The sequence below is a fragment of the Ignavibacteriales bacterium genome, from assembly GCA_026390775.1.
In the GTDB taxonomy this organism is placed as follows: Bacteria; Bacteroidota; Ignavibacteria; order Ignavibacteriales; family Melioribacteraceae; genus Fen-1258.
Window position 1 is genome coordinate 51,479 of record JAPLFF010000003.1, and the last position, 25,891, is coordinate 77,369.

General features: G+C 34.5%; 28 protein-coding genes and 1 pseudogene. 25 read left to right on the top strand and 4 right to left on the bottom strand.

The features are described 5' to 3' along the window. Window positions 1–3 precede the first annotated feature (3 nt). The 19 genes and pseudogenes from NTZ27_00375 (at window position 4) to NTZ27_00465 (ending at window position 13,105) form a co-directional block, all read left to right on the top strand. Window positions 4–879: a lysophospholipid acyltransferase family protein gene (locus NTZ27_00375; GenBank protein MCX6173197.1), complete on the top strand. Its 876-nt coding sequence runs from the start codon at window positions 4–6 to the stop codon at window positions 877–879. Next, window positions 879–1,895 carry a glycosyltransferase family 9 protein gene (locus tag NTZ27_00380; GenBank protein ID MCX6173198.1) on the top strand — a complete coding sequence of 339 codons (1,017 nt, stop codon included), beginning with the start codon at window positions 879–881 and terminating at the stop codon, window positions 1,893–1,895. The genes NTZ27_00375 and NTZ27_00380 overlap by 1 nt, the downstream gene beginning before the upstream one ends. Before the next feature lie 52 nt (window positions 1,896–1,947). After that, window positions 1,948–2,787, top strand: coding sequence for a M23 family metallopeptidase (locus NTZ27_00385; GenBank protein MCX6173199.1), 840 nt, complete (start codon window positions 1,948–1,950; stop codon window positions 2,785–2,787). A gap of 12 nt (window positions 2,788–2,799) precedes the next feature. Continuing rightward, the gene (locus NTZ27_00390) at window positions 2,800–3,168 is read left to right on the top strand and encodes a polymer-forming cytoskeletal protein (GenBank protein MCX6173200.1); all 369 of its coding nucleotides are present in this window, start codon (window positions 2,800–2,802) and stop codon (window positions 3,166–3,168) included. Further along, on the top strand, window positions 3,165–3,422 hold the full coding sequence (locus NTZ27_00395; GenBank protein ID MCX6173201.1) for an AtpZ/AtpI family protein: 258 nt from the start codon (window positions 3,165–3,167) through the stop codon (window positions 3,420–3,422). The genes NTZ27_00390 and NTZ27_00395 overlap by 4 nt, the downstream gene beginning before the upstream one ends. Beyond that, window positions 3,406–3,795, top strand: a complete 390-nt coding sequence (locus NTZ27_00400) for an ATP synthase subunit I (GenBank protein ID MCX6173202.1) — start codon at window positions 3,406–3,408, stop codon at window positions 3,793–3,795. The genes NTZ27_00395 and NTZ27_00400 overlap by 17 nt, the downstream gene beginning before the upstream one ends. A 3-nt stretch (window positions 3,796–3,798) precedes the next feature. Continuing rightward, window positions 3,799–4,647, top strand: coding sequence for a F0F1 ATP synthase subunit A (atpB, locus tag NTZ27_00405; GenBank protein MCX6173203.1), 849 nt, complete (start codon window positions 3,799–3,801; stop codon window positions 4,645–4,647). Between the two features lie 30 nt (window positions 4,648–4,677). Beyond that, the gene (gene atpE, locus NTZ27_00410; protein MCX6173204.1) at window positions 4,678–4,905 is read left to right on the top strand and encodes an ATP synthase F0 subunit C; all 228 of its coding nucleotides are present in this window, start codon (window positions 4,678–4,680) and stop codon (window positions 4,903–4,905) included. A gap of 36 nt (window positions 4,906–4,941) precedes the next feature. Beyond that, window positions 4,942–5,487, top strand: coding sequence for a F0F1 ATP synthase subunit B (gene atpF, locus NTZ27_00415; protein ID MCX6173205.1), 546 nt, complete (start codon window positions 4,942–4,944; stop codon window positions 5,485–5,487). Between the two features lies 1 nt (window position 5,488). Further along, the gene (atpH, locus tag NTZ27_00420; protein ID MCX6173206.1) at window positions 5,489–6,046 is read left to right on the top strand and encodes an ATP synthase F1 subunit delta; all 558 of its coding nucleotides are present in this window, start codon (window positions 5,489–5,491) and stop codon (window positions 6,044–6,046) included. A gap of 45 nt (window positions 6,047–6,091) precedes the next feature. Further along, window positions 6,092–7,639, top strand: coding sequence for a F0F1 ATP synthase subunit alpha (gene atpA / locus NTZ27_00425; GenBank protein MCX6173207.1), 1,548 nt, complete (start codon window positions 6,092–6,094; stop codon window positions 7,637–7,639). Between the two features lie 10 nt (window positions 7,640–7,649). Beyond that, the gene (atpG, locus tag NTZ27_00430; GenBank protein MCX6173208.1) at window positions 7,650–8,534 is read left to right on the top strand and encodes an ATP synthase F1 subunit gamma; all 885 of its coding nucleotides are present in this window, start codon (window positions 7,650–7,652) and stop codon (window positions 8,532–8,534) included. 69 nt (window positions 8,535–8,603) lie between these two features. Further along, window positions 8,604–9,926 (top strand): signal recognition particle protein, encoded by a 1,323-nt coding sequence (gene ffh, locus NTZ27_00435; protein ID MCX6173209.1) that lies wholly within the window; start codon window positions 8,604–8,606, stop codon window positions 9,924–9,926. Window positions 9,927–9,973: 47 nt separating this feature from the next. Continuing rightward, window positions 9,974–10,213 (top strand): annotated as a pseudogene (gene rpsP, locus NTZ27_00440) (30S ribosomal protein S16). A gap of 266 nt (window positions 10,214–10,479) precedes the next feature. After that, complete coding sequence (locus NTZ27_00445) at window positions 10,480–10,713, top strand: KH domain-containing protein (GenBank protein MCX6173210.1); 234 nt, start codon at window positions 10,480–10,482, stop codon at window positions 10,711–10,713. Between the two features lie 10 nt (window positions 10,714–10,723). Next, a complete protein-coding gene (gene rimM / locus NTZ27_00450; protein MCX6173211.1) occupies window positions 10,724–11,242 on the top strand; it encodes a ribosome maturation factor RimM in 519 nt (172 codons plus the stop codon). Continuing rightward, entirely contained in the window at window positions 11,229–11,912 is a 684-nt protein-coding gene (gene trmD / locus NTZ27_00455; protein ID MCX6173212.1) for a tRNA (guanosine(37)-N1)-methyltransferase TrmD, read from the top strand. Before rimM ends, trmD begins: the two co-directional genes overlap by 14 nt. A 6-nt stretch (window positions 11,913–11,918) precedes the next feature. Beyond that, window positions 11,919–12,266 carry a 50S ribosomal protein L19 gene (gene rplS / locus NTZ27_00460; GenBank protein MCX6173213.1) on the top strand — a complete coding sequence of 116 codons (348 nt, stop codon included), beginning with the start codon at window positions 11,919–11,921 and terminating at the stop codon, window positions 12,264–12,266. A 71-nt stretch (window positions 12,267–12,337) separates the two neighbouring features. Continuing rightward, window positions 12,338–13,105, top strand: coding sequence for a hypothetical protein (locus NTZ27_00465; protein ID MCX6173214.1), 768 nt, complete (start codon window positions 12,338–12,340; stop codon window positions 13,103–13,105). A gap of 51 nt (window positions 13,106–13,156) precedes the next feature. Here the strand turns inward: NTZ27_00465 and NTZ27_00470 are convergent, their stop codons facing one another. From NTZ27_00470 to NTZ27_00485, 4 genes are read right to left on the bottom strand one after another with little or no spacing between them, the layout of a single operon-like run. Continuing rightward, entirely contained in the window at window positions 13,157–14,101 is a 945-nt protein-coding gene (locus tag NTZ27_00470) for a hydroxyacid dehydrogenase (protein ID MCX6173215.1), read from the bottom strand. A 16-nt stretch (window positions 14,102–14,117) separates the two neighbouring features. Next, the gene (gene hutU / locus NTZ27_00475) at window positions 14,118–15,776 is read right to left on the bottom strand and encodes a urocanate hydratase (GenBank protein ID MCX6173216.1); all 1,659 of its coding nucleotides are present in this window, start codon (window positions 15,774–15,776) and stop codon (window positions 14,118–14,120) included. After that, window positions 15,777–16,115 carry a hypothetical protein gene (locus NTZ27_00480; protein ID MCX6173217.1) on the bottom strand — a complete coding sequence of 113 codons (339 nt, stop codon included), beginning with the start codon at window positions 16,113–16,115 and terminating at the stop codon, window positions 15,777–15,779. Window positions 16,116–16,122: 7 nt separating this feature from the next. After that, window positions 16,123–17,211 (bottom strand): adenosine deaminase, encoded by a 1,089-nt coding sequence (locus NTZ27_00485; GenBank protein MCX6173218.1) that lies wholly within the window; start codon window positions 17,209–17,211, stop codon window positions 16,123–16,125. Between the two features lie 205 nt (window positions 17,212–17,416). On the opposite strand from NTZ27_00485, the gene NTZ27_00490 reads away from it, so the two are divergent. The 6 genes from NTZ27_00490 to NTZ27_00515 all read left to right on the top strand — a co-directional run bounded on the left by NTZ27_00490 (window position 17,417) and on the right by NTZ27_00515 (window position 25,889). After that, a complete protein-coding gene (locus tag NTZ27_00490) occupies window positions 17,417–18,778 on the top strand; it encodes a tetratricopeptide repeat protein (protein MCX6173219.1) in 1,362 nt (453 codons plus the stop codon). A gap of 98 nt (window positions 18,779–18,876) precedes the next feature. Next, window positions 18,877–19,203: a DUF3467 domain-containing protein gene (locus tag NTZ27_00495; GenBank protein MCX6173220.1), complete on the top strand. Its 327-nt coding sequence runs from the start codon at window positions 18,877–18,879 to the stop codon at window positions 19,201–19,203. A gap of 155 nt (window positions 19,204–19,358) precedes the next feature. Next, a complete protein-coding gene (locus NTZ27_00500) occupies window positions 19,359–20,423 on the top strand; it encodes a hypothetical protein (GenBank protein ID MCX6173221.1) in 1,065 nt (354 codons plus the stop codon). 17 nt (window positions 20,424–20,440) lie between these two features. Next, complete coding sequence (locus NTZ27_00505) at window positions 20,441–21,133, top strand: FecR family protein (GenBank protein MCX6173222.1); 693 nt, start codon at window positions 20,441–20,443, stop codon at window positions 21,131–21,133. A gap of 76 nt (window positions 21,134–21,209) precedes the next feature. Continuing rightward, window positions 21,210–23,627, top strand: coding sequence for a hypothetical protein (locus tag NTZ27_00510; GenBank protein MCX6173223.1), 2,418 nt, complete (start codon window positions 21,210–21,212; stop codon window positions 23,625–23,627). A 15-nt stretch (window positions 23,628–23,642) separates the two neighbouring features. Beyond that, entirely contained in the window at window positions 23,643–25,889 is a 2,247-nt protein-coding gene (locus NTZ27_00515) for an adenylate/guanylate cyclase domain-containing protein (GenBank protein MCX6173224.1), read from the top strand. The last annotated feature ends 2 nt before the right edge of the window (window positions 25,890–25,891 follow it).

Genomic DNA, 25,891 nt, shown 5'->3' on the forward strand with positions numbered 1-25,891 from the left:
ATTATGTTTAACAAAAATAAAATAGAATTCTTTTTTTTCATTCTTTTTTCTAAAATATTTAAGGTTATTGGGCTTAGAGGTACACGAGAATTTGCGAAACTTCTGGGCTCTTTTATTTATTATGTAATACATATCCGAAAAAAAATTGTTATCGAAAATCTAACTTCTGCATTTCCTGAAAAGGGCAAAAAAGAGATAGAGCAGATAGCACAAAGGAATTATCAGAACATCTTTCTTACTTTTTTTGAATTCATGTATTATCCTAACTCCAATAAGGAAGAGATTAAGTCGATGTTGAATATTCCGAATCTCGATTTAATGAAAAATAAAATGGAAGAAAGCAAGGGAATGATTTTTTTAACCGGTCATTTCGGAAGTTGGGAAATTGGAGGTTTAGCCGCAGCTCTTCTAATGAATTATCCTTTTCATGTTCTTGCAAAGCCGCAAAGAAATCCATATATAACAGAGTGGTGGAAAAATACACGTGAAATGTTTGGCAATAAAGAAATTTGGCTCGGTGTTTCTATTCGTCAAATATTTGAAGTGTTAAAAAGCAGAGGCATATTATGTGTTGTTGCTGATCAGCGTGGTCCTATGGATAGTCCAAGAGTAAATTTTTTTGGCAGACAGACTGCTTTTTATACCGGTACTGCTTCAATCATTTTAAAAGTAAAATGCAATGTTATTATGGGTGCAATAATACGACAAAGCGATTATTCTTATAAAACAGAAATTGAAGAATTAGTTATTGATGATCTCGGTAAGAATCAAAACGATCAGATTAAAGAAATAACACAAAAGTATATCTCCTTTTTAGAAAAGCATATTAGAAATTATCCAGAACAATATTTTTGGATGCATAAAATTTGGAAGTATTAGTGCAAGAAAAAATACTTGTAATACAAACTGCATTCCTGGGTGATGCGGTGTTAACCCTTCCAATGATTCAGAAACTTAAAGAATTAAATCCGTTCTCAATAATAAGTGTATTGTGTATCCCTTCTACCAAAGAATTAATTGAGCATTCTCCATCAGTGAATGATGTAATTGTATATGATAAAAGAGGGAAGCAAAAATCATTATCTAGTTTTTTTAGATTAAGTAATTTTATCCGACACGAAAGATTTACTAGAATATATTCTCCTCATCGCTCAATTCGTACATCTCTAATCGTTTTACTCTCTAGTTGTAAACTTACTTATGGTTTTAATAACGCAAGTTGGAGTTTTATTTACAAGTTCAAGATCGAGTACCATAATAATAAACATGAAGTAGCGCGTAATCTTGATTTAATTGGGGTTGATACAAATAATGATAATTGGAAAATATTACCAATTGTAGATATTGATTCATCACTTGGAAATAATACTGAGAGCATAATCAGAAATCTTACTAATAAAAAGGTAGCTGCTGTAGCTCCCGGTTCTGTTTGGAAAACTAAAATATATCCGAGAGAAAATTATATTGAAATAATAAAGTTCTTAATTGAGAAAAATTATTTTATTGTTTTACTTGGAGGTAAAGACGATGAACTATTATGCAGAGGAGTAGAAAAAGAATTTGCAGACTCGGTAAAATCGTTTGCCGGAAAATTGAGCATTATTGAATCTATTTCATTGTTGAAAAAATGTTCAGTTCTAATTTCGAATGATAGCGCACCAACACATCTTGGAATGATTGCTAATATTCCAACATTGACAATATACTGTTCAACAGTGCCCGCTTTTGGATTTTCACCATATAATGCAAAGAGTAATTACATTTCATATGATGATCTAAGTTGTAAACCATGTGGAATCCATGGTAGGAATCAATGCCCGATACAAACTTTTGATTGCGGTTATAAACTTTTACCTCAAGCAGTTTTCACTTCCTTAGATAAAATGAATCTGTAGTAAGAAAAAGTAACTGCAAATTCATATATTTACCTACTTAAAAGAGCGTTAAATGAAGTGGTTTAATTTAGAGAATATTAAGAATTCATCATTCTATATCACACCTAATCTTCCAATTATAACAACTAAACGTTACAAGTTTAGCATACTTAGAACAGCCGCATATATAAGCATATACACAATAGCAGCTTGGTTTCTGTTGATTATTATTTTAACCGTAACACCTCTAAAAGATTATGTCTTTGTGATTGATAATAGCGATCTAAAAGCACAAACAGAAAAAATCAAAGAATTACAAAACAAAGTTGTTATTCTCACAGATCAACTTCAGGAACTTGCTTCTACTAATGAACGGATGCGTTATGCAATGAAATTAGCCGGTAGAGATTCTATCAAACCTAACGATGCGCTATATGATACTATGAGAAAAAAGATAGATAAAAAAATTAACATGGGCGGTAATATTTATGCGGTTTTTGTTTCTTTTATAGAAAAATATTTTGGTGTAAAAAATAATTTTCAATCATTCTTTTTTATTGAACCAACAAACGGGGTTATTACTCAAGGTTTTAATTCAGCTAATGGACATATGGGAATTGATTTCGGCGTTGCATCCGGTTCTCCGGTTTATGCATCTGCTGGTGGATTAATAATATTTGCAGAATATACAGTTGAATCAGGTTACCAAATTATGATACAACATGATGATAATTACTTAACTATTTATAAACATTGTTCATCGTTAGTAAAGAAAATCCGGGAACGTGTTGCTCAAGGAGAATTGATTGCACTTAGCGGAAATACAGGTAAAAATACTACTGGTCCGCATCTTCATTTTGAAATTTGGCAGAATGGTAAACCGATTGATCCACAAAAAATTTTATCAAAGTAGGAGAAATATTTCATGACAAGTAAAAAAGATTCTTTAGCTGAAGATGTAAGCATTATTAGTAATAGCGTTAAGATTGATGGAAATCTTTTTAGTGAAGGAAATGTTCGAATAGATGGAGTTGTACATGGGAATGTTTCGGTAAATGGCAATTTGACTGTCGGAGACGGAAGTGAAATACAAGGCGAAGTAATGGCCAAAAATATTACTATGAGCGGAAAAGTCTTAGGAAAAGTAACTGCTCAAGAAAAAATAAAATTAGAATCTAAGTGTGTTCTAAAAGGCGACCTTATTACAAAATTTCTTGTGATTGATGAAGGCGCATATTTTGAAGGTTATAGTCATATGAATAATTCCAATTCGTTAAATATTAATGAAGGATGATTTCAGAAAACAAGTTCACCGAAAAATTTTCTAATTCCTTAAAAGATGTTGGACCATATTTAGGTCTGGGGACTCAGCTTGCAGCTACAATTGTATTAATGTTTTTTTTAGGAAGATGGTTAGATTCTCAATTTAAAACTTTCCCTCTTTTACTAATTCTTTTTTCCTTTATTGGCGGTTTCGCAGCGATATATAACTTCATCAAAACAGTTCTACAATTAAATAATAAAAAGAAAGATGCAAAAAAAAGCTAAAATAGCACTAATTATCTCGGTAATTACTATTATGTTTTTATCTCTTCTAATTTTTATGAATAGTCTTTCCGTTGAAATTGGTAATGCTCTTATTCTTGCTATCGTGATTTCTGTTCTTAATTTTCTTCTCTTTTTGGGTTCATTCAATTATTCAGTTAAAAAATCAAACAAAATCTTCCTCCTTTTTACAGTAGGAGGCATGGGAATCCGGCTTTTGCTAATGCTTGCCGCTGTTTTTGTAAGCATAAAATTCTTGAAAGTTGACTTGGTTGGGTTTATATTTGGATTCTTTATTTGGTATGTTTTTCTATTAATTTATGAAATATCCATCGTCCAATTTGGTTTGGAAGGGCGCAAAACACAACAAGAATGAAAAATGTGGATTAACAATCCTAATATCGTTACGGATACAGTAAAGATTGCCGTAGAGGCGACAAAAAAGCAAGATACTAGCTGGATTATGCATCATGTTCTTGATGCTCGAGAACTTGATTTTTCGCCATTTGGAGTAATCCATTTACCGCAACTTCATCTTTTTGGAATTGATATTTCGATTACAAAACATGTTGTATTTATGTGGTTGGCTTTAGTGATTCTGGTGGTTACGTTTATTTTTGTTGCAAGATCATATAAGAAATCATTAATTCCTCGAGGTATTACAAATCTCACTGAAGTATTAATTGTTTTTGTTCGTGATGAAATTGCAAGACCAACAATTGGTAAAGGGAACGAAAGATTTTTACCATATTTATTAACTATGTTCTTCTTCATTTTGACTTGTAATTTTTTAGGATTGATTCCTTACGGCTCAACTGCCACAAGCAACATCGCAGTAACTGCAACACTCGCAATAATCTCTTTCATCGTAATACAAGTCGGTGGAATGATGAAGAATGGTATGTTCGGGTACTTTAAAGGATTGGTCCCGCATGGAATTCCAATGTGGTTATTGCCAATAATGATACCGGTCGAATTACTAGGTCTATTTACTAAGCCCTTTGCATTGGCTATTCGTCTTTTCGCGAATATGACTGCCGGACATATTGTGATTATGGCATTACTTGGATTGATATTTATTCTTCATACTTATGTTGTTGTCCCGGTATCAATCTCATTTGCACTTTTTATATTTTTATTAGAAATACTTGTTGCGCTTCTTCAAGCGTATATTTTTACAATGCTTTCCGGTTTATTTATCGGAATGGCTGTACATCAAGAACATTAATTTTATTAACAGTCATAAAGGAGTAATCAAATGGAAGGAATGGGTTTTGCATATTTAGCAGCTGGTTTTGGTGCTGCATTAACAGTTATTGGTGGTGCTTTCGGTATTGGTAAATTAGCAAGTTCTGCAATGGAAGCAAGTGGTCGTCAACCTGAAGCTGCTGGCGATATTAGAACATCAATGATTATTGCAGCCGCTCTTATTGAAGGTATTTCTCTTTTTGCTCTTGTTATTTGTATTCTTTTAGCTCTTAAATAATTTTTAAAAAGATCTCTTTCAAAAACCGGATTCGAAATGAATACAATAAGTTATTTACTGCTTTTTGCGTTTTCAGAAGGCGGTGAAAAAGGCGGCAGTCCACTGGATGTAAATCCCGGTGTAATATTATGGACTGTTGTTACATTTATTTTCCTTTTGCTGATTTTGAAAAAAATTGCATGGAAGCCGATATTAAATTCCTTAAGTGAAAGAGAAAATTTCATAAAAGATTCTCTTGAAAAAGCTGATAAGGCGCAAAAAGAAGCCGAGAAGTTGATCGCGGATAATAAAGTTAGTTTTGTTAAAGCAGAAGAAGAAGCACATAAAATCATTGAACAAAGCAGGGAATTAGCAGAAAAGCTTAAGACACAGATTCTTGCAGAAAGTAAATCTCAAGCAAAAAAGATGATTGTTGATGCAACTTCTGAAATTGAGAGAAAAAATGCCGAAGCTTTTAACAAGCTAAAAGATCAAGTTGCAGATATTGCAGTAAATGCTGCTGAGAAAATCTTAAGAGAAAATCTTGATAAAGATAAACAAGTAAAATTGGTTAATAAATACTTGGATGATCTAAAGAATTAGAATGAGTGTTTATCGAATTTCATATCGTTATGCAAATTCTCTTATGCAGTTAGCTGAAGAGAAAATGATATTCAAGAAAGTTTCTGATGATGCGGAACTAATTTTTAACACTTTAAATTCCTCAAAAGAATTGAGATCGGTTTTGAAAAGTCCTGTTGTAAAATTAAACGATAAAAAATCTTTACTGCAAAAAATTTTCGAAAAGAAAATCAGCAATGAAACTGCTAGCTTTATCAACTTTGTTGTTGAAAAGAATCGCGAGGATATTCTCTTTGACATATTCAAAGAATTTATTGCACTTGCGGATAAGAAAAATGGAATTGTTAAAGCAAGAGTAGTTTCTCCTTTTGATCTAAACGATCAATCGAAACAAAAAATGATTGATGATCTTAGTAAGAAAACAAACAAGAAAGTTTCTGCAAATTATAATATTGACACAGATTTAATTGGCGGATTTATTGTGCGCATCGAAGATACGGTTTATGACGCCTCAGTAAAACATCAATTAAGTTTATTAAGAAAGAAGTTTTCAGAAGAAATAATCTTATCTAATAATTAAAAATTTAATCCCGATTAATCGGGATCCATATTGGAGAAAAATACAATGGCGGAAATAAGACCCGATGAAGTTTCTGCGATATTAAGAAAACAACTGGCTGGATTCGAAAACGAAACCGACATTTATGAAGTAGGAACTGTTCTTCAAGTTGGTGATGGTATTGCACGAGTTTATGGTTTATCAAAAGTTATGGCGAGCGAGCTTGTTGAATTTCCTAATAATGTAACGGGAATGGTTTTGAATCTTGATGAAGATTCTGTCGGCTGTGTTCTCTTTGGTGAAAGCACATTAATCAAAGAAGGAGATACGGTTAAACGGACAAATCGTGTTGCATCTTTTCCGGTTGGTGAAAAACTTCTCGGAAGAGTTGTAGATCCGCTTGGTGTTCCGTTAGATGGAAAAGGTACTGTTCAATTTGAAAAATATATGCCTATTGAACGTAAAGCATTAGGTGTTATTCAACGGCAGCCGGTTAAAGAACCATTGCAAACCGGTATAACAGCTATTGATGCGATGATTCCAATCGGACGCGGACAGCGTGAGTTGATCATTGGTGACCGCCAGACAGGTAAAACAGCTGTAGCGATTGATGCTATTATAAATCAAAAAAATACTCATACTGCTGAAGCAAAAAAGTATGGTGTGAATCCTGTTTATTGTGTTTACGTTGCCATCGGTCAAAAAAATTCTACAGTAGCCCAAGTAGTTGCAAAACTTGAAGAAGCCGGCGCAATGGAATATACAACTGTCGTTGCAGCAGCAGCCTCAACACCCGCACCGTTACAATACATAGCTCCTTATTCCGGTGCAACTCTCGGAGAATATTTTAGAGATAACGGAAAGCACGCTCTTGTTATTTATGATGATCTTTCAAAACAAGCTGTTGCATACCGTGAACTTTCTTTGTTGTTAAGAAGACCTCCCGGACGTGAAGCATATCCCGGAGATGTTTTCTATTTACATTCACGTTTGTTAGAGAGGGCTTCAAAGTTGAGTGATGAGCTTGGCGGTGGAAGTTTAACTGCATTACCGATAATTGAAACACAGCAGGGAGACGTTTCGGCTTACATTCCTACAAATGTTATTTCTATTACAGACGGACAAATTTATCTCGAGCCAAACTTATTCAATGCCGGTGTGCGTCCAGCTATCAATGTTGGTATCTCGGTATCCCGTGTTGGCGGTAATGCTCAAATCAAAGGAATGAAAAAAGTTGCTGGTTCATTGAAGCTTGATCTTGCACAGTATCGTGAACTTGAAGCGTTTGCCAAATTTGGTTCTGATCTTGATAAATCTACATTAAGAACGCTTGGAAAAGGAGCTAGACTAGTTGAATTATTAAAGCAAGGTCAATACGCTCCTGTTCCTGTTGAAAAACAAGTGTTAAGCGTCTTTGTAGGGACAAATAATTATTTCGAAACGATTGAAGTTAAAGATGTAAAAAGATTTGAAAAAGAATTTTTGGAATATGTCGATTTGAAGTATCCTCAAATTCTTGAAAACATTCTCGTAACAAAAGAGATGAAAGACGATACTTTACAGTTAGTAAAAAAAGCTGTTGAAGAATTTGTTGAGAAATTTAAAAAGAGTTAAATCTTAAACGATGGCAACATTACGCGACATAAAGAGCAGAATCAAAGGTGTTAAGAACACACAGCAAATAACCAAAGCTATGAAGATGGTTGCTGCTGCGCGTCTGCGTCGTGCTCAGGAGAATATTGTTAATGCAAAACCATATTCTAGAAAAATTGCCGAAATGCTTCAACATTTACTCAATGTCGAAAAGAATTTTAGCAATCCTCTTTTAATGGAAAGAGAAGTAAAGAAAATTTCTCTAATAGTTGTAACATCAGATCGTGGTTTGTGCGGCGGATTTAACATGAATATTATCCGCAAGACCGAAGAAATTATTAAAGATCAGTATGCCGGCTACCATCAAAGCGGAAATTTATTGTTGTACTGCGTCGGCAAAAAAGGAAATGATTATTTCACAAAAAAAAATTACAAAGTTGAGGGTTCCTACCCTGGTATTTTTTCCAACTTGAAATTTGAATTTGCTTCCGGACTTATTAAAGAGCTTACTAGTAAATATATCTCCGGTGAAACTGATAAAGTTTTAATTATTTATAATGAGTTTAAATCTGTCATTCAACAAAAGACAACCGTTGAACAATTGTTCCCAATTAAACCATTTGAAGCAAAGGTAAACGAACCGATTCATGATATTAATTACATTTATGAACCTGACAAAGCTAATATTATCAACAAGCTTTTACCTAAACATCTTAATACTCAAATGTGGACAGCATTACTTGATTCTTATGCTGCAGAATTGGGTGCAAGAATGACAGCAATGGATATGGCAACCGAAAATGCAAAAGAGTTAATTCGTTCATTAAACCTTACTTATAATAAGGTCCGCCAAGCATCCATCACAAAAGAGATATTAGAAATTGTGTCTGGAGCAAATGCTCTCAAGGAATCTTAAGCTGTTAGAATTTGAAATGAATACTCTTTTTATTATCTTTAATTTAAGTTGGACTATATGCTCGAGGATTTGACCGAGAAAATTGAGAAGACGCTCAAAAAAATTACCGGTCAAGGTAAATTAACCGAAGCAAATATTTCCGATACGCTTCGAGATATTCGCCGTGTTCTTTTAGATGCTGATGTAAATTATAAAGTTGCTAAACAATTTATTGAAGATGTTAAAGCGAATGCGCTTGGCAAGGAAGTTCTAACTTCAGTTACTCCCGGTCAACTTATCACAAAGATTATGTATGATGAGTTAACCAGACTTTTAGGTAGTACCGGCTCTGAGTTAAGATTAAATGCTTCCGGAATTACTGTAATAATGTTGATTGGACTTCAAGGTTGCGGTAAAACAACTTTTAGCGCAAAACTTGCTAAGTATTTGAAAGATAGAAATAGAAATGTTCTTTTAGTTGCTGCTGACGTTTATCGGCCTGCTGCTATTGATCAATTGAAAATATTAGGTTCTCGAATTTCAGTTCCGGTTTTTTCGATTGAAGGAAGTAAAGAGCCGGTAAAGATTGCTTCCGAGTCACTGAACTATGCGAAGGAAAACGGACTTAACACCGTTATCATTGATACAGCCGGTCGTTTGCATGTTGATGAAAATATGATGAACGAAGTTGCACAGATTAAAGCTAATGTTAAACCGACAGAAACTTTGTTTGTGATTGATTCGATGACCGGACAAGATGCTGTGAATTCCGCTAAAGCTTTTCATGAAAAAGTTGATTTTGACGGCGTTGTAGTTACAAAACTTGATGGTGATTCTCGTGGAGGTTGTGTTCTTTCGGTTAGAGCGGTTGTAGACCGCCCTGTTAAGTTTGCTAGTCTTGGTGAAAATTTAGATTCTATCGAAATTTTTTATCCGGATAGAATGGCATCAAGAATTCTTGGCAAAGGCGATGTGATTTCTCTTGTTGAAAAAGCTCAATCTCAGTTTAATGAGAAAGAAACTGAAGATCTGGAAAAGAGATTTCGTGAGAACAAATTCGACTTTGACGATTTCTTGAAGCAGATTAAAATGATTAAGAAAATGGGTTCCTTGAAAAGTTTACTTGGTATGGTTCCGGGTGTTAGTTCTGCGATAAAGAATGCAGATGTTGATGATAAACAGTTGGTAAGAGTTGAATCAATAATTCAGTCAATGACAAAAAAAGAACGGGTAAGTCCAAAAATATTAAACGGAAGCAGAAGAAAAAGAATTGCTCGAGGAAGTGGAAATAGTGTTCAGGACGTTAATAGATTGATAAAGCAGTTTGAGCAGATGCAGCAGATGATGAAAATGATGAGTAAGAATTCCGGAAAGTTTTCGGTACCAAACCTGCCCACCGGCAGGCGGGTTTGAAAAACATAAAATATAATTAGAAAATAAAATCAATAAGGAGTAACAAATTGGCAGTTAAGTTAAGATTAAGAAAAATGGGAAAAAAGAAACAACCGATCTATAAGGTTGTTGCGGCAGATTCACGTTCACCAAGAGATGGTAAATTTATTGAAGCAATTGGTCTTTACAATCCTAAGACTAATCCGGCAACAGTAGAAATAAAAGAAGAACGCGCTTTATATTGGCTTGGTGTTGGTGCGCAACCAACAGATACAGTAAAAAATCTTTTGTCAAATCAAGGAATAATTCTTAAAAGAGAATTGAAAAAGAATGGTTTGAGCGAAGAACAGATCTCTGTAAAATTAGATGATTGGAAAAAGATTAAAGAAGCTAATCTTGCTTCATCATTAAAGAAAAAATCAGAAAAAGCAAAAACAAAAAAAGCATCTGTTGAAAAGAAAGATAGCGAAACGGAAGTAAAGGGCACTACTTCCGAACAAGCATAAATCTATTTTCTGTTTTGCTTGCTTCTTAATAACGTACCCTGGTAGTCACTTAATTTAAAGGTACTCTCATGAAGGAATTTATTGAATTTATAGCCAAACACCTTGTTGACGCTCCGGATAGTGTTACTCTTGAGGAAACAACTCCCGATGAAAAAACTATCGAGTTGTCTCTGAAAGTTGGTGCGGAAGATGTCGGCAAAGTAATAGGGAAACAAGGTAAAACTGCTCAGGCAATGAGAACCTTGCTTACTGCTATTGCGGCTAAAGAAGGCAAGCGTGCTATCTTAAAAATATTAGATTAAAATTTCGGTTGTGGATGATTTTTTTCTGATTGCAGAAGTAAAAGCTGTTTATGGCTCAAAAGGTTTCGTACTAATTGAGTCTTATTCTGATTTTTCCGAAAGATTTTTTAAGCTAAATTCTGTTTACTTAGAGTTCTTTAGCTCAAGGAAAGAGTTCTTTGTCGAAAATGTTATGGAAGTTGATGGTAATATTGCCCTCAAGTTCAAAGGGTTTGATAACAACGAAGATGTAAAATTTCTTCTTGACAAAAAAATCTACGTTGATAAAGAGCATTCCGTTAAACTTTCTGCTGATACATATTTTATTCATGATTTGATTGGAAGTGAAGTATTTCAAGGATCAAAATTAATCGGGTTTCTTGAAGATGTTTTAATTCTTCATTCTAATGATGTATATGTAATTAGAGATGCTGACAAAAAGAAAATTTTAATACCGGCAATTAAAGATTATGTACAATCTTTCGATCCGGAAAAGAAAAGATTAGAACTAATACCCGATTGCGATTTGCTTTACGATGATGAGAATTGATATTATTTCTGCCGTGCCTGACTCTCTTGTAAGTCCGCTTAATACAAGCATATTAAAAAGAGCGCAGGAACGAAAAAAAGTTGAGATCATTGTGCACAATCTTCGTGATTATGCTTACGATAAACACAAACAGATTGATGATAAACCGTTTGGTGGTGGTCCGGGAATGTTACTTAAGCCGGAACCGTTCTTTGAATGTATTGAAAAACTTATTAGTGAGAGAAAGTACGATCATATTATCTTTCCAACACCGGGCGGAAAAATTTATGATCAAAAACTTGCAAATGATTTTTCAATGACTGAAAATTTAATGATAATTGCCGGGCATTATAAAGGTGTTGATGATAGAGTCCGAGAACGATTTGCAACCGATGAAATTTCTATCGGAAGATATGTATTAACAGGCGGTGAGATAGTTGCTCTTGCAATTATTGATTCTGTAGTTAGGCTTATACCTGGAGTATTGAATGATAGTGAGTCTGCGCTTAACGATTCGCTGATGGACGGCGACATAATAGAAGCACCTTACTACACACGTCCGGCTGAATACAAAGATTTGAAAGTTCCGGAAGTTTTACTATCAGGACATGAAAAAAAAGTTAAAGAGTGGAAAGAAGAACAATCAAAAATTTTAACTGAACATTGGAAAAAAATAAATAGTATGGAGTAATAAGAAATGGACAAGCTAAAAGAATTCACAGCAGATTTTATGCGCACGGATTTTCCCGCATTTAAACCTGGCGATCATATCAGATTGCATGTTAGAGTAATTGAAGGCGATAAAGAAAGAATTCAGCCTTTTGATGGAGATGTAATAAACATTCGTGGAACGGGATTGAACAAAACGTTCACGGTCCGTAAAATTGCCAGCGGTGTAGGCGTGGAAAGAATATTTTCATACAGCTCACCAAAATTGGCTAAAGTTGAAATGGTTCGTGAGGGTAAAGTCAGAAGAGCAAAACTTTTCTACTTACGAGAGCTCTCCGGTAAAGCGGCACGTATTAAAGACAAAAACGTAAAGTAATAACCAAAATTTAATTTCTCTAATCCCGCTTCTTTAGCGGGATTTTTATTTTAAATATTTCGGAAAATCAGATGAAATTGATCCTGCCAAAAAATGTTTTTTCTGCTATCTTGAAAACTGCGTTACCTCAAGAATATCAAACAGAAATATTGTATCAAGAATCTTCTCTTATTTGTAAAAGTCTCGAATACAACACTTCGGCAATTGCTTTAATTCCATCGTTGGAATTAGTAAATCACCGCAATTTATTTGTTTCAAACAAAATTGCATTGTCGTTCGATGGTGTGCTGTCAAACTCATATTTCTATTTTATTGAGGGAGAGAAGAAATTTCAAAAAATATATTTACGCGGAGATATTTCTCTTAATGAAATTCTACTTGCTAAAATATTATTTGCGGAAAAATTCTCCTCGCAGATTGATATTACTTTGGATACAAATAAAACCGTCGAAAAGGGAAGGGATTACATTATAGCCGGTGATGAAAATTTTCATTCGTGGGATTATAGCTCGGCAATTAGTCTGTCCGATGAAGTTTCTGAAATGATTGATCTTCCCTACGTAAATTTTGTTTTCGCTTCTCAGGATAAAAATGCGCTTGAAAAATTTAATGAACAAATAAATCCCGTTGATGAAAAAATAGACAGCGATATTGCAAATATCATTAAAGAGCTAAATCTTTCCGAGAAGGCAAAAGAATTCCTTACAGAGAATCTTGGTTCGGTTTATTTTGATATGACTGATAATGAAGAAACCGCCGTGAATGAACTGATAAAACTAATTTTCTATCACGGGATTATTGATGACATTTTTGAGGTGAAGTTCCTACCATCGAAATAAATCTTCCTTTAATCCCTCTCCTTTACAAGGAGAGGGATTAAAGGGAGAGGTTTATTTTTTATTTACACAGTTCAAAACTTTGCCAGTGTTTTTATACTCGACAATAATTTTTACAGTTTCTTCCGCAACAGCATCTTGAGCTTGTTCTGTTGATGCACCTATATGGTGTGTAACATAAATACCGTCAATGTTCTGTAATTTGGAAGTAACAGAACCGTCTTTTCCTTCCGGTTCGCCTTTGAACACATCAACGCCAGCAGCAACGCCTTTTTCTTTAACTGCTTTTATAAGTGCGTCTTCATCAATAACATCCGCACGTGAAGTATTAATAAGAATCGCTCCCTTTTTCATCAGACCAAATAATTTGTCGTTGAACATTCCTTTTGTTTGCGGATTTGCCGGAACATGCAATGTAATTACATCAGCCATAGCAATTAATTTTTCAACATCGTCAATATATGCAATCCCTAATCCTTCAGATTTTACAACATCATAACCGATCACTTTCATACCGAAAGCCTGAGCACGTTTGGCAATTTCTTTCCCGATATTTCCAACTCCAATTATACCAAGAGTTTTCCCATACAACCCTTCTGCTTTGGAATATTTTGCTTTGTTCCAAACACTGCTGTTAAAATCTTTTACGTTATCCGGAATTTTTCTATCGAGCGAAATCATCAAACCCATTGCAAGTTCTGCCACAGCTATTGAATTCTTGCCGGGTGTATTGGAAACCGAAACACCTTTTGCGCTTGCCGCTGCAACATCAATGTTGTTGTAACCAGAACCGGCACGAATAACAATTTTTAAATTTGTCCCGGCGTTAATTGCAGCAGCATTAACGTTGGTAGAACGTACTACAATGAATTCTGCATCCTTAACGATATTTGGAATGTCATTCTCGCCAGCTTTTGGCTCATAGATAATTTCAAATCCGGCACCTTTTAATGTCTGTACATGGTTATCCGGAAATTTGTCTGCGATTAATACTTTCATTTTCATACTCCTTTTTTTATTTCATCATAGGAATTTTTACAGAGAACTTTTTTGCGTTATCAATTGCTTGTTGGTATCCGGCATCAGCGTGGCGAGCAATTCCCATTCCAGGATCGTAGGTTAAAACTCTTTCGAGCCGCGCTTCCGCTTCTTTAGTTCCATCGGCAACTACGACCATACCCGCATGAATAGATTTTCCAATTCCTACTCCGCCGCCATGATGAACAGAAACCCAGCTCGCTCCGCCGATTGCATTTAATAATGCATTCAGAATTGGCCAATCAGCAATTGCATCACTGCCGTCCTTCATTGCTTCCGTCTCACGATTTGGTGATGCAACCGATCCGCAGTCAAGATGATCTCTGCCGATAACGATCGGTGCTTTAACTTTTCCTTCCGCAACAAGACGGTTAAAAATCTTTCCCATCTTTGCACGTTCGCCGTAACCAAGCCAGCAGATGCGTGCGGGCAATCCTTGAAAGTGAACTTTCTTTTGTGCTAGTTCAATCCAGCGGATGAGCGCTTTGTTTTCCGGAAAAGTTTCGATCACAGCTTTATCAGTTTCGTAAATATCTTTTGGATCACCGCTCAATGCAGCCCAACGGAAAGGACCTTTGCCATCACAGAAGAGAGGACGAATATATTCCGGAACGAATCCAGGAATATCGAAAGCATTTTCTAATCCGTTTTCTTTTGCTTCTCCGCGTATATTATTTCCGTAATCAAATGCAACTGAGCCGCGCGCTTGAAATTCAAGCATCGCTTTAACATGTTCAACAATTGTTTTTTTGGAAAGTGAAATGTATTTGTTAGGATTACTTTTACGAAGATCTAACGCTTCATCCAAACTCATACCCATCGGGACGTATCCGTTAAGAGTATCGTGAGCAGATGTTTGATCTGTAATAATATCGGGAGTAATTTTTCTTTCTAAAATTTTTGGTAGAATTTCTCCCGCATTGCCGAGCAATCCAACCGAAAGAGGAATCTTTTTTTCTTTTGCATCAAGAACAAGTTTAAGCGCTTCATCCAAATCTTCAGTCATCACATCAAGATACCCGGTATCAATTCTTTTTTGCATACGTGATCGGTCAACATCAATTCCAAGAAAAGCTGCACCGTTCATTGTTGCCGCTAATGGTTGAGCTCCACCCATTCCGCCGAGACCTGCAGTTAGTAAAAATCTTCCGCTTAGTGTTGAATTGAAATGCTGCCGTGCGCATTCTGCAAATGTTTCGTAAGTGCCTTGCAAAATTCCTTGTGTCCCGATGTAAATCCAGCTACCGGCTGTCATTTGTCCATACATTGTTAGACCAAGTGAATCAAGTCTGCGGAATTCATCCCAAGTTGCCCAATCGGGAACAAGCATTGCGTTGGAAATAATTACGCGCGGTGCATTCTGATGTGTCTTAAAAATTGCAACCGGTTTACCGGATTGAACTACAAGAGTTTCATCGTTCTCTAAATTTTTTAGCGAAGAAATAATTGCTTCATAAGATTCCCAATTGCGAGCGGCTTTTCCCGAACCGCCGTAAACAATTAAATCCTCAGGTCGTTCTGCAACATCCGGATCGAGATTGTTCATCAGCATTCTCATTGCTGCTTCTTGAATCCAACCTTTACAACTTATTTTAGTGCCGGTCGGCGCCTTAATATTTTTTCCTTTTGTTTCCATTTAATTACTGAAATGAGTTTCTAAAAGATTTTTGTATTGATTGTAAGCAGATTTGTAAAGCCATCGTTTAAGAAAAAATCCTTTGGTAATCTGCTTTTTCATGTGGTCAACATTTTCTTTAAGACGGAAAACTAGTTTGGTCTTTTCATCTTTTGTTAGTTTAATCTCATCTGCTGGATCATTGATTTTATCAATTATGGAATTAAATGTACGGAGATCGGTGTAAAATCTTTCATCAGCCGCCATTTGCTTTTGAATTGTTTTACAGAATTGGAGAAGGATTTTTTTCTCGTTCTTATCGAATTGATATGAATAATTTTTAAAAAGTGGTTTTGCCATAAACAAATTATACTTTTAGTGAAAGAAGTTTTTCCCGCATCTTTTGGAAACCGGGTTTGATAATATTATAAATGTATGGTAATCTTTCTTTGTATGGAATGAAGGAAGATTTCATTGCATTGATATTTAATTTTTCTATATCATCCAATGTTAAACCAAACATATCCGTTGCGATCAAATATTCTTTTGTAAGTGTAGTATCGCTCATCAAACGATCGTCTGTGTTTAGAAAGACTCTGTACTTTTCTTTGTAAAGTTTTATGAAAGGATGATTTTCCATTTTATCTATTGCACCGGTGTGGACATTGCTCAATAGATTAATCTCAAGAGGAAGACGAGTATCTAATATATACTGTGCAAGATCACCTAGTGAAACAATATTGCCATCTTTATCGAAATGCATATCTTCAATTAAACGCGTTGCATGCCCGATGCGGTGAGCGCCGCAAATCTGAATTGCCTGCCAAATAGATTCTATACCAAATGCTTCTCCGGCGTGAATCGTAATATTAAAATTTTCCCGCTTGATAAATTGAAATGCATCAATATGTTTTTTGGGAGGATAACCGCCTTCTTCACCTGCAAGATCAAATCCTACAACACCCTGTCTTCTAAAATTAACTGCTAGCTCGGCAATCTCTAAAGTATTTTTCATATTACGCATACCGCAAAGAATCAAACCATAGCCAACACCAAAATCTTTTTTCCCTTTTTCCAATCCTTCAAGAACAGCATTAATTATGTCTTCGTAATAAAGTCCTTTTACAGTATGGAAAACAGGTGCAAATCGTGTTTCAACATAACAAACGCCATCCTTCTTCATATCTTCCATCATCTCGTATGCAATGCGCTCGAGCGCTTCTTTGGTTTGCATTACTGCGCATGTATGTTCAAATCCTTGAAGATATTCTACAAGGTTTCCTTTATTTGCACCGCGGAAAAACCATTCGGCAAGTTCAACCGGATCTGAAATGGGTAGTTTTGTGTATTTCAAATCTTTGGCTAGTTCTATTATAGTTTGTGTTCTAAGACCGCCGTCAAGGTGATCGTGCAGTAATACTTTTGGAACGTTGCGTATAATCTCTTCTGTTTTCATCTTCACTTCTTTATTCCAAAAATATTCTTTTGCGTTCCGAAAATCAATTAATCTATCTGTTGTTTAATATGATTCATTCAAAATCAATATTCTTGTTATTGATTCTGCGAATAAATGAACTAATTTAACCTTGACTTGGCAATCCTAAATTGGTTATTTTTGTTCAAATTAATTATGAATTTATTTTTTATTAACAGGAGCATCAATGAAAAAAGCATTTATTTATTTGAGTATTTTGACAATGGTCTTAGGTATAACAGCTTTTGAATGCGGTTCGGCAGAATTAGAAGGCGCTAAGTTATACATCAGACAAAAGCAATATGATAAAGCTAAAGAAATTTTGTTGAAAGAAGTTGCTAAGAATCCGGCAAGTGATGAGGGATGGAGTATGCTTGGTAAGCTTTACTCTGAAGAAGGAGACATTCCCAAAATGCTGGAAGCTTTTGATAAATCACTTGCAGTCAGCAAAAAATTTGAAGTTGATATAAAAGAATTTAAAAAATATGCATGGGCAAACAGCTTTAATAAAGGAGTATCATTCTTTAATTCTGCTGTCAAGACTACAAAGCCAGACAGTATGAACATGTTTTTTGAAAAAGCTGTTGAACAATTTAAATATACGATTATGTGCGAACCTGATTCGACAATTGGATATGAAAACATTGCTGCAGCTTATCTAAATATGGGTAAAACAAATGAATCTATACCAGTGCTTGAGAAATTAATTAGTTTAGATAACACTCCTGCTTTGGTGGAAGGTAAGGAGTTAATAGGGAAATCCGAAAATGAGATCATAAATAAATTAGGAAACCCAAAGGAAAAAATCGAGACTACATATAAAGATGGAAAAATAGCCCTGATGTTAGTTTATCAACAATATTTTGTTTATTTAAGAGAAGGAAGATGTTTTGAAGTTACAAAGTTTTCTAGCGGAAAATCTCTAGCATGGGTTTATTCTAGATTAGGACAAATACATTTGGTTAACGGCGGTAAGCAATTGGATAGTTACAAGATATCTAAGAATACTAATGATAGTTTGAAAGCTTTTGAGATGTATAATAAAGCGATTAGTGTTTTAGAGAATGGTAGATATAGATATCCCAGTGATGCTGATATACTTTTACAATTAGGTAATGCATATTATTATGCCAATAAAATTGATGTAGCCGAATCTTCTTTCAAATATCTTGTTGAAAAAAATCCGACCAATAAAGAAATAAGATATGCATACGGTGTTATATTACTTAAAGAACATAAATACACCGAAGCTGCTTCTCAATTAGAACAAGTTGTAAAAATGGATGAGAATAATATTGATGCATGCTATAATCTTGCTGCAACATATATAAATTGGGGAAATGATCTTAGAGATGAAGCTTTGAAGAAAGAGAATAATGATAAATCATTCCAGGAAAAATTTAAATTAGCTGCACCTTTATTGGAAAAATATTTATCAGTAAAATCCAACGATGCAAGAGTCTGGATGAGTCTAGGCCAGGTTTATGCAAATCTCGGTGAAGCAGAAAAATCTAAAGCAGCTTTCAAAAAGGCAGATGAGGTTAAATAATTATTTTGTAATTTATTTTATTTCAGCGAGGCTTATCAAATCGACAGGAAATTACTTTTGAGACAGCCTCGTTTTTTATGATTAATCAAGGTGAAAAGATGAATCAGAACAATGATCAAAACGCACAGCAGATAAACATAGAACTCGGTGAAAAAGAAGCCGAAGGAATTTATTCCAATCTTGCAATCATTACACATTCGCCGGCGGAGTTTGTTATTGATTTTACTCGTGTTGTACCCGGCGTTCCTAAAGCAAGAGTGCTTTCCCGTATAATTACTACTCCGCAGCATGCAAAGATGTTAATGCGCGCATTAAAGGACAACATCGAAAAGTTTGAATCACGCTTTGGTGAAATAAAGATTGATAATCAACCAACGCCACAGTTTGGATTTATCAACACTGATAAAGGTGAAAAAGTAAATTAATATTTCAGAGATTCCTGAAAGAGAATGTTAATTTAGAGCAAACTTACAATTCTATTCTCATGTAAATCATTTCTTGAGTTAGTTAAAATAAATAGGTAGTTTATTAATAAGGTAAACCTTTTGTTTTCCACCATTCAAATCTTTTGGAGTAAATTATGAAAAGATTTAGAAGCATTTTCATACTCACTATATTCCTATTAATACCTCTAACAACGAGAGCTCAAAATTCTATCAACCTAACAATTTTGGCTGGCTTAAATACAATTGATTTTGCAGCATTCACTTTTACTAATAATCTTTCCGGAGCACCACGCATTTTTCACGTAGAAATCCAAACAACACCACCGGGTAAGCAGGTAATGGTTGGAGGTAATTTGGCATGGAAGAAAAATGAAAGTTCTGGGTTTGTAAGTCTTGTAAATAATTTTAAAACAAAACTATTTTCTGCAATTAGTTTTTTCAATGATGAATTAGGAAATTCAACTATTCTGATTGATCATGTTGATGCCAACAGTAGTGTTATTACAGAAAATTTTAAAATGGGTAAACCAACTGGTATCTATAGAATCCAACTTTACCTTTATGACGAGCGTAATAATCAAATAAGTGAAACTCATCAGGATATTTCATTCCTTAATCCGGCACCAACAATTTCTATACTTTCACCACAGGAAAATAGTTCGTTTGATGTAGGAAATGTACAAGCGCAGTGGACACCTGTTCAAGGAGCGGCATATTATACTGTCCGGGCAAATGCATTACAAACGGCATTTCAAAGTGCTGAGGAAGCATTAAATGCCGGCAATCCACTAATTAATGATAAGGATGTTGGTAAAATTGAAACTGTTAATCTTAGTACTCTTTTAGACCGTCAGTGGGTTGGCGGTCAGCGGATTGCACTTGCTATCACAGCATACGTTATAGGACCAGGTGGAGGAAGTTCTCTTAGAAGTACTCCGGTGATTTTCAATTTGAATGAATCCGGAAAAAATTCAAATGCTGTCATGAATCCAGATTTAGTTCGTCTTGGAAATCTATTATCGGGTAGGGTTAATCAAGATTTTGTGAACAAGCTTATTAATGGACAAATTCCCGCTGAACAAATTCAATTTACTGATGATAAAAATGCAACAATCAGTTTTTCAGATTTCTTGCAAATTCTTTCTTTTTGGGAATTGCATTCTGAATCTATTATATCAGTCAATTACCAGGCTAAATAAAAAAGGATGCTAAAATTATGAGAGCAAAAAAATTAATATATGTATTTGTTCTACCGTTGTTATTCGGATTTGCATCCGATAAAAATTCTCTAAATCCAGGGGATACGCCAGTTGCATTGGTTAAAAAGATCTTTAAAAATGTTCAGTATGCAAAAAAAATAAATCAAGATCTCTGGGAAGAAGCAAAAACCGGATTACCGTTGAACAGTGGTGAAAGAGTCAAGACCGGTTCAAAATCAATAGCTTTGATTTTATTCACAGATGGATCAGGATTACTTACTGTTAGAGAAAATTCAATACTAACCATCAATTCAAAACTTGAGAATAAAAAAATTAATAAAGATACTTTCATTGAAAAAGGAACGGTAAGTTTTGATGTGAATAAGCAGGAAGACGAAGAGTTTAAATTCACAACACCAACTGCAGTTGCTTCAATCCGAGGAACAACCGGATTATTTGATGTTGCCGAGAATGGCGAGTCAAAAATGATTTTGGAATCAGGTTCTGTTGAACTGTTAACAAAATCCGGGAAAAAAGTAACATTAACAACAGGTAATACAGTCGTTTTTGATTTGGCCGGTAATGCCAATGTTTATCCTTCTACAGATAATGATAAAAAGAAATTAGGACAAGCAAAATCTTTGAACACTAAAAAGGTAAAAATTCATACAAATTTTGGTGATGTTGAAGTTGAGTATTTCTCTGACTAGGACAAATAAAGAGAATTATTAACAATGAATTCTTAACAAAAATCTTTTGGAATTTATCTGTGCGGAGAGAAATCATATGATGAAAGGAAAATATTATATAATAAAAATTCTACTTTGTGTTTTTTTATTCTCTTTTTTATTAACGAACGAATCATTCAGCCAGGTTAGTAATATAGTTTCTGCAGTCCGAATAGGTGATGCAAAAGAGAAGACGCCGCTTTCAATTTCGGCCGAACTCTTTACAGCAGAAAATATTTCTATTGTCAGTTTCATCTATAGATCATTCGGGCAAACGGAATTTAAGAAAACAGAAATGTTAATTGCGGGAAACACAGCATCAGTTACTATTCCGGCAGATGAAATACAACCGCCATATTTAGAATACTATTTATCAATCACACTTCGGAATGGTCCATCGCAAACGTATCCACTTGATATTGATAGAGGTGTCGCCCCGCTTCAAATTCCGGTATCAGCTTACTCTCAAAAAGATAAAGAGATTTTAATCCTTAGTCCTTCTGTAGGTGAAATACTCTCCGTTGATGAATTACTGATTTCAGTTTCGTTCATTAAAGCACCGGATAATATTGATGTAAACAAAACTAAAATTTATCTGAACAGTCAAGATGTTACTTCGTATGCGTTGATAGCCGGTGACCTGATAATTCTTAGTGGCGAAAATCTTTCGGGTACAATTGATCTTGGTGCAAAGCTATTAAAGATTGATGTTTATGATAAATCGGGAAATTTATATCACTCAATTTCAAGAAGTTTTCAAACAGTCTCTGCTGAAGTTGCAATGGAAGTAAGTTCCCGTTGGAAATATTTTGGTAACCTTAGGGGCGAATCTCGGAATGAAAATTTTAATTCCGCATCAACATGGTATAATAATTTATCAGCCGATATCAATAGTTCTTATGATCAATGGAGATTTAGCGGCAATGCATACTTAACTTCAGAAGAAAAAAGTTCTTCACAGCCATATAATAGATACTCAGCTACAGTTCAAGGTGGGGATTGGTTTGAACTAAAAGTTGGTGATGCATATCCGCGTTTTCCAAATTTAATTATGGATGGAAAAAGAGTTCGAGGTGTTACCGGAGCGATAAATTTAGGTTCATTTAATTTACAAGCATCATACGGTGAGACAGTGCGTGAAGTTGAAGGAACGGTGCTGCAGACTTACACATCAAACAATGTTCCGTTAGGAACAGACATTATTAAAGTAAATCAATCAAAGTATGGTGCACCCTACGCAAGAGTTGATCTCGGTACTTTCAGCAGAAAAATATTAGTAGTACGGCCATCTTTTGGCAGTGGGGAAAATTTTCAATTCGGGTTAAGCTATTTGCATTCGAAAGATGACCCCGGTTCCATTGCACTTGGTGCTCGTCCGCAAGAAAATATTACGCTTGGTTCTGACTTGATGTTCGCATTTGACAATCAAAATATTTTATTTACATCTCAAGCAGCTGTAAGTATTCTTAATAAAGATATTTCAACTGGCAATTTAACCGATGCACAAATTGATTCCGTTTTTGGTGCGAATAGTACTTATGATATTAAATCCAGTACAGTTAAAAATATACGCGACATAATTGGAAAGTTTATTACAGTGAATCAATATTTAGGGCCATGGAATCCGCAAGAATTTTCTTCACTTGCTGCCGAAGCAGCCTTATCGTTGAATTATTTCGATAATAATTTACGCGCCTCATATATCTATCGTGGAAATGAGTATCAATCATTCGGGCAATCATTTTTACGCACAGATGTTAAAGGAATTAATCTTGTTGATAGATTCCGAATGCTTGATAATAAACTTTTTGTTTCCTTTGGTTATGAAAGCTTAAATGATAATCTTCAAAAAACAAAACCGGCTACTACAACATTCCAAACAACAAGTATATCGGTTTCATATTTCCCACGAATGGATTTCCCTAATATCACGCTCGGCTTTAACCGCTATGATAATAATAATGATTTAGTACTTGCAGACTCGGCGAAAAACCGAATCGCTCTAAATGCTGTTGGTGATATAACAAATAGATTTTTACTTCAATTCTCTTACGATTTTAATTATATAGTAAAACAAAGTGCATCATTGTCGTTCACGACTTCAAACAGAATTGATAATAGTATTTCGCATTTAGATTCAAAATTTAATTCAGGTTCATTAACCTTAAATAGTTATTGGGATCAACAGTTGACTTCACTCTTTGGTGTGGTTTATAGTTCTAGTTCAATCGCGGGTATTCCATTTAATTATTTTACTCTTACACTTGGTGGACGATATAGAATGCTTGAAAATAAATTATTGCTTTCTGCTACACTAAGTCCAAGCTTTGGAGATTTTAAAAGACAAGCAGTTGAGTTCACAGCTGATTACAACATATTATTGAATTTGAATTTAATGTTCCAGATGAGATTATACAGGATCCCAGGTGCTTCAACAAATTCTATTATCGGATTAGTTACACGTCTCACTATATAACATGAAATTTTTCTTATGAAGAGCAGTGCAGGTAAAAAGAAAGATTTTTTCAAAAAAAATCTAGTTGTACTTGGTGCTGCTCTTTTCACTATTATTCTCACTCAAGATTATGTCTTTACTTTCGCTCCTCTAAAAGAACTTGAACTGAAATTAATTGATACGCGTTTTTCAAAGAGAGGACCTATAGAAATAAAAGATTCTTCAAAAGTTATCATCGTAGAAATTACACAAGAAACCTACAATCAAATTCCACCTCCCAATAATAAAGCACCTTTACCTCGATCAATTTATGCGAAGGCAATTGAGAATCTTACTAAAGCTGGTGCTAAAGCAATTGGAGTTGATCTTATAATGTCGGATGCAGATAGATATTCTGTAATGAATGATACTATGTTGATGCAAGCGATAAAAAAATCCGGCAAAGTTGTTGTTGCCGGAAAGATTGATGAAGTACGAGAAAGTCAGATTCAAGAGGGTAAAAATTATTCTTTACAAAATTTTACAGATTCGAGCTACAATAGAATTCAATACAACTACGAAAACATTTTCTATGATGCAGATAGTTCTTTAGGAATTGTACAAATGCCTCCCGACTTTGATGGAGTTTATCGTAGGTACATGCCTTTTAGAAAAACAGCAATTACTAGAAAAAAGATTCCAAGTTTTGGTTTTGCATTAGTCAATAAGTATTTAGGATTGAAAGGTACAGACACTGCTAAAATTGATAATAATTTTTTCATCTTAGGTAATAAAAGAATACCAAAGTTTGACCAGACAAGTGTACTCATTAATATTTATGGGTCAAGCCGAACATTCCCACATATTAAACTTATGGATGTACTTGATGATAAAGAGTTTAAGACTAAAGATGAGATCGATTTTGATACTGATATAAACTCATGGGATGAGATGATGTCTGATTCTGTTTATCGAAATAAGTTCAAAGATAAAATTGCTATCATCGGTTCAACTATGCCGGAAGATAAAGATGTTATAGCATCTGCATTTGCGAAAGGTGAAAGAAAAGGTGATAATCAAATTAATGGTGTTGAATACCATGCAAATATTATCCAGAATATTCTAAGCAACAATTATCTTTACCCTCAATCGAAAGAAAGCGAACTTCTCGTTATCCTTTTTCTTACTACGATATCATTTTACATCTCATCATTCATTAGAAAAATAAAACTAAGAATTGGTTTCTTGGTTGAAGTTATCAACTTTATTTTCGTTTTATTTTTTATTTATGGAATTTATGAATTAAGTATTTTTCTTTTCATACACGACAAATTAGTAATTGCAATTGTAAGTCCTTCTCTTGCTGTAGTAGTTGGATATTTTTTCAGCACCGCATATCATTTCTTGCGGGAACGCCAGCAGAATGTTATCATAAAAGGAATGTTCAGTCAATATGTAAGCAAAGAAGTAGTTAATCAGCTAATAATTGATCCTGACAAATTACGTTTAGGTGGAGAAAGAAAAAATCTTTCCGTTTTATTCAGTGATATAGCTGGATTCACAACATTTGCAGAAAAAAAACAGCCGGAAGAACTTGTAAGTTTTATAAATGAATTCTTAAATGCAATGACTGAAATAATTTTAAGTCATAACGGAACACTTGATAAATATCTTGGTGATGCAGTTATGGCTTTTTGGGGTGCGCCTGTTGAAGTCAAAGATCATGCATATAAGGCATGTGTTACTGCTTTACAGATGCAAGAAAAATTAGTTGAGATGAGAGAGAAGTGGACAAGTTCTGGTGGAACTCCCATTCGAATACGAATCGGTATTAATACCGGTGATGTTATCGTCGGGAATATTGGCGGAGAGAAACGTTTTGACTATACTGTTCTTGGCGACAATGTTAATTTAGCATCACGGCTTGAAGGAGCTAATAAAGAATATGGAACTAATATCATGATCAGCGATACGACTTATGATTGCTGTAAAGATAAAATTCTTGCAAGAGAATTAGATGTAATTCTTGTTAAAGGAAAGAACAAACCGACTAAAGTTTATGAATTGATTAGTGTTGTTGGCGATAAAAAAGCAGAAGAAGCAGTTGAGAAGATGGATTTTTATTTTCAAGCATTGGAATTGTATAGGCAAAAAAGTTTTGAACCAGCACTTGATTACTTTAAAAGATCATGTGAAAAATTAGGAGATTATCCTTCTAAAGTTTATATACAACGGTGTGAGTTCTATCTGAAATATCCGCCTGATAAAAATTGGGATGGTGTATTTGAAATGAAAAATAAATAAGA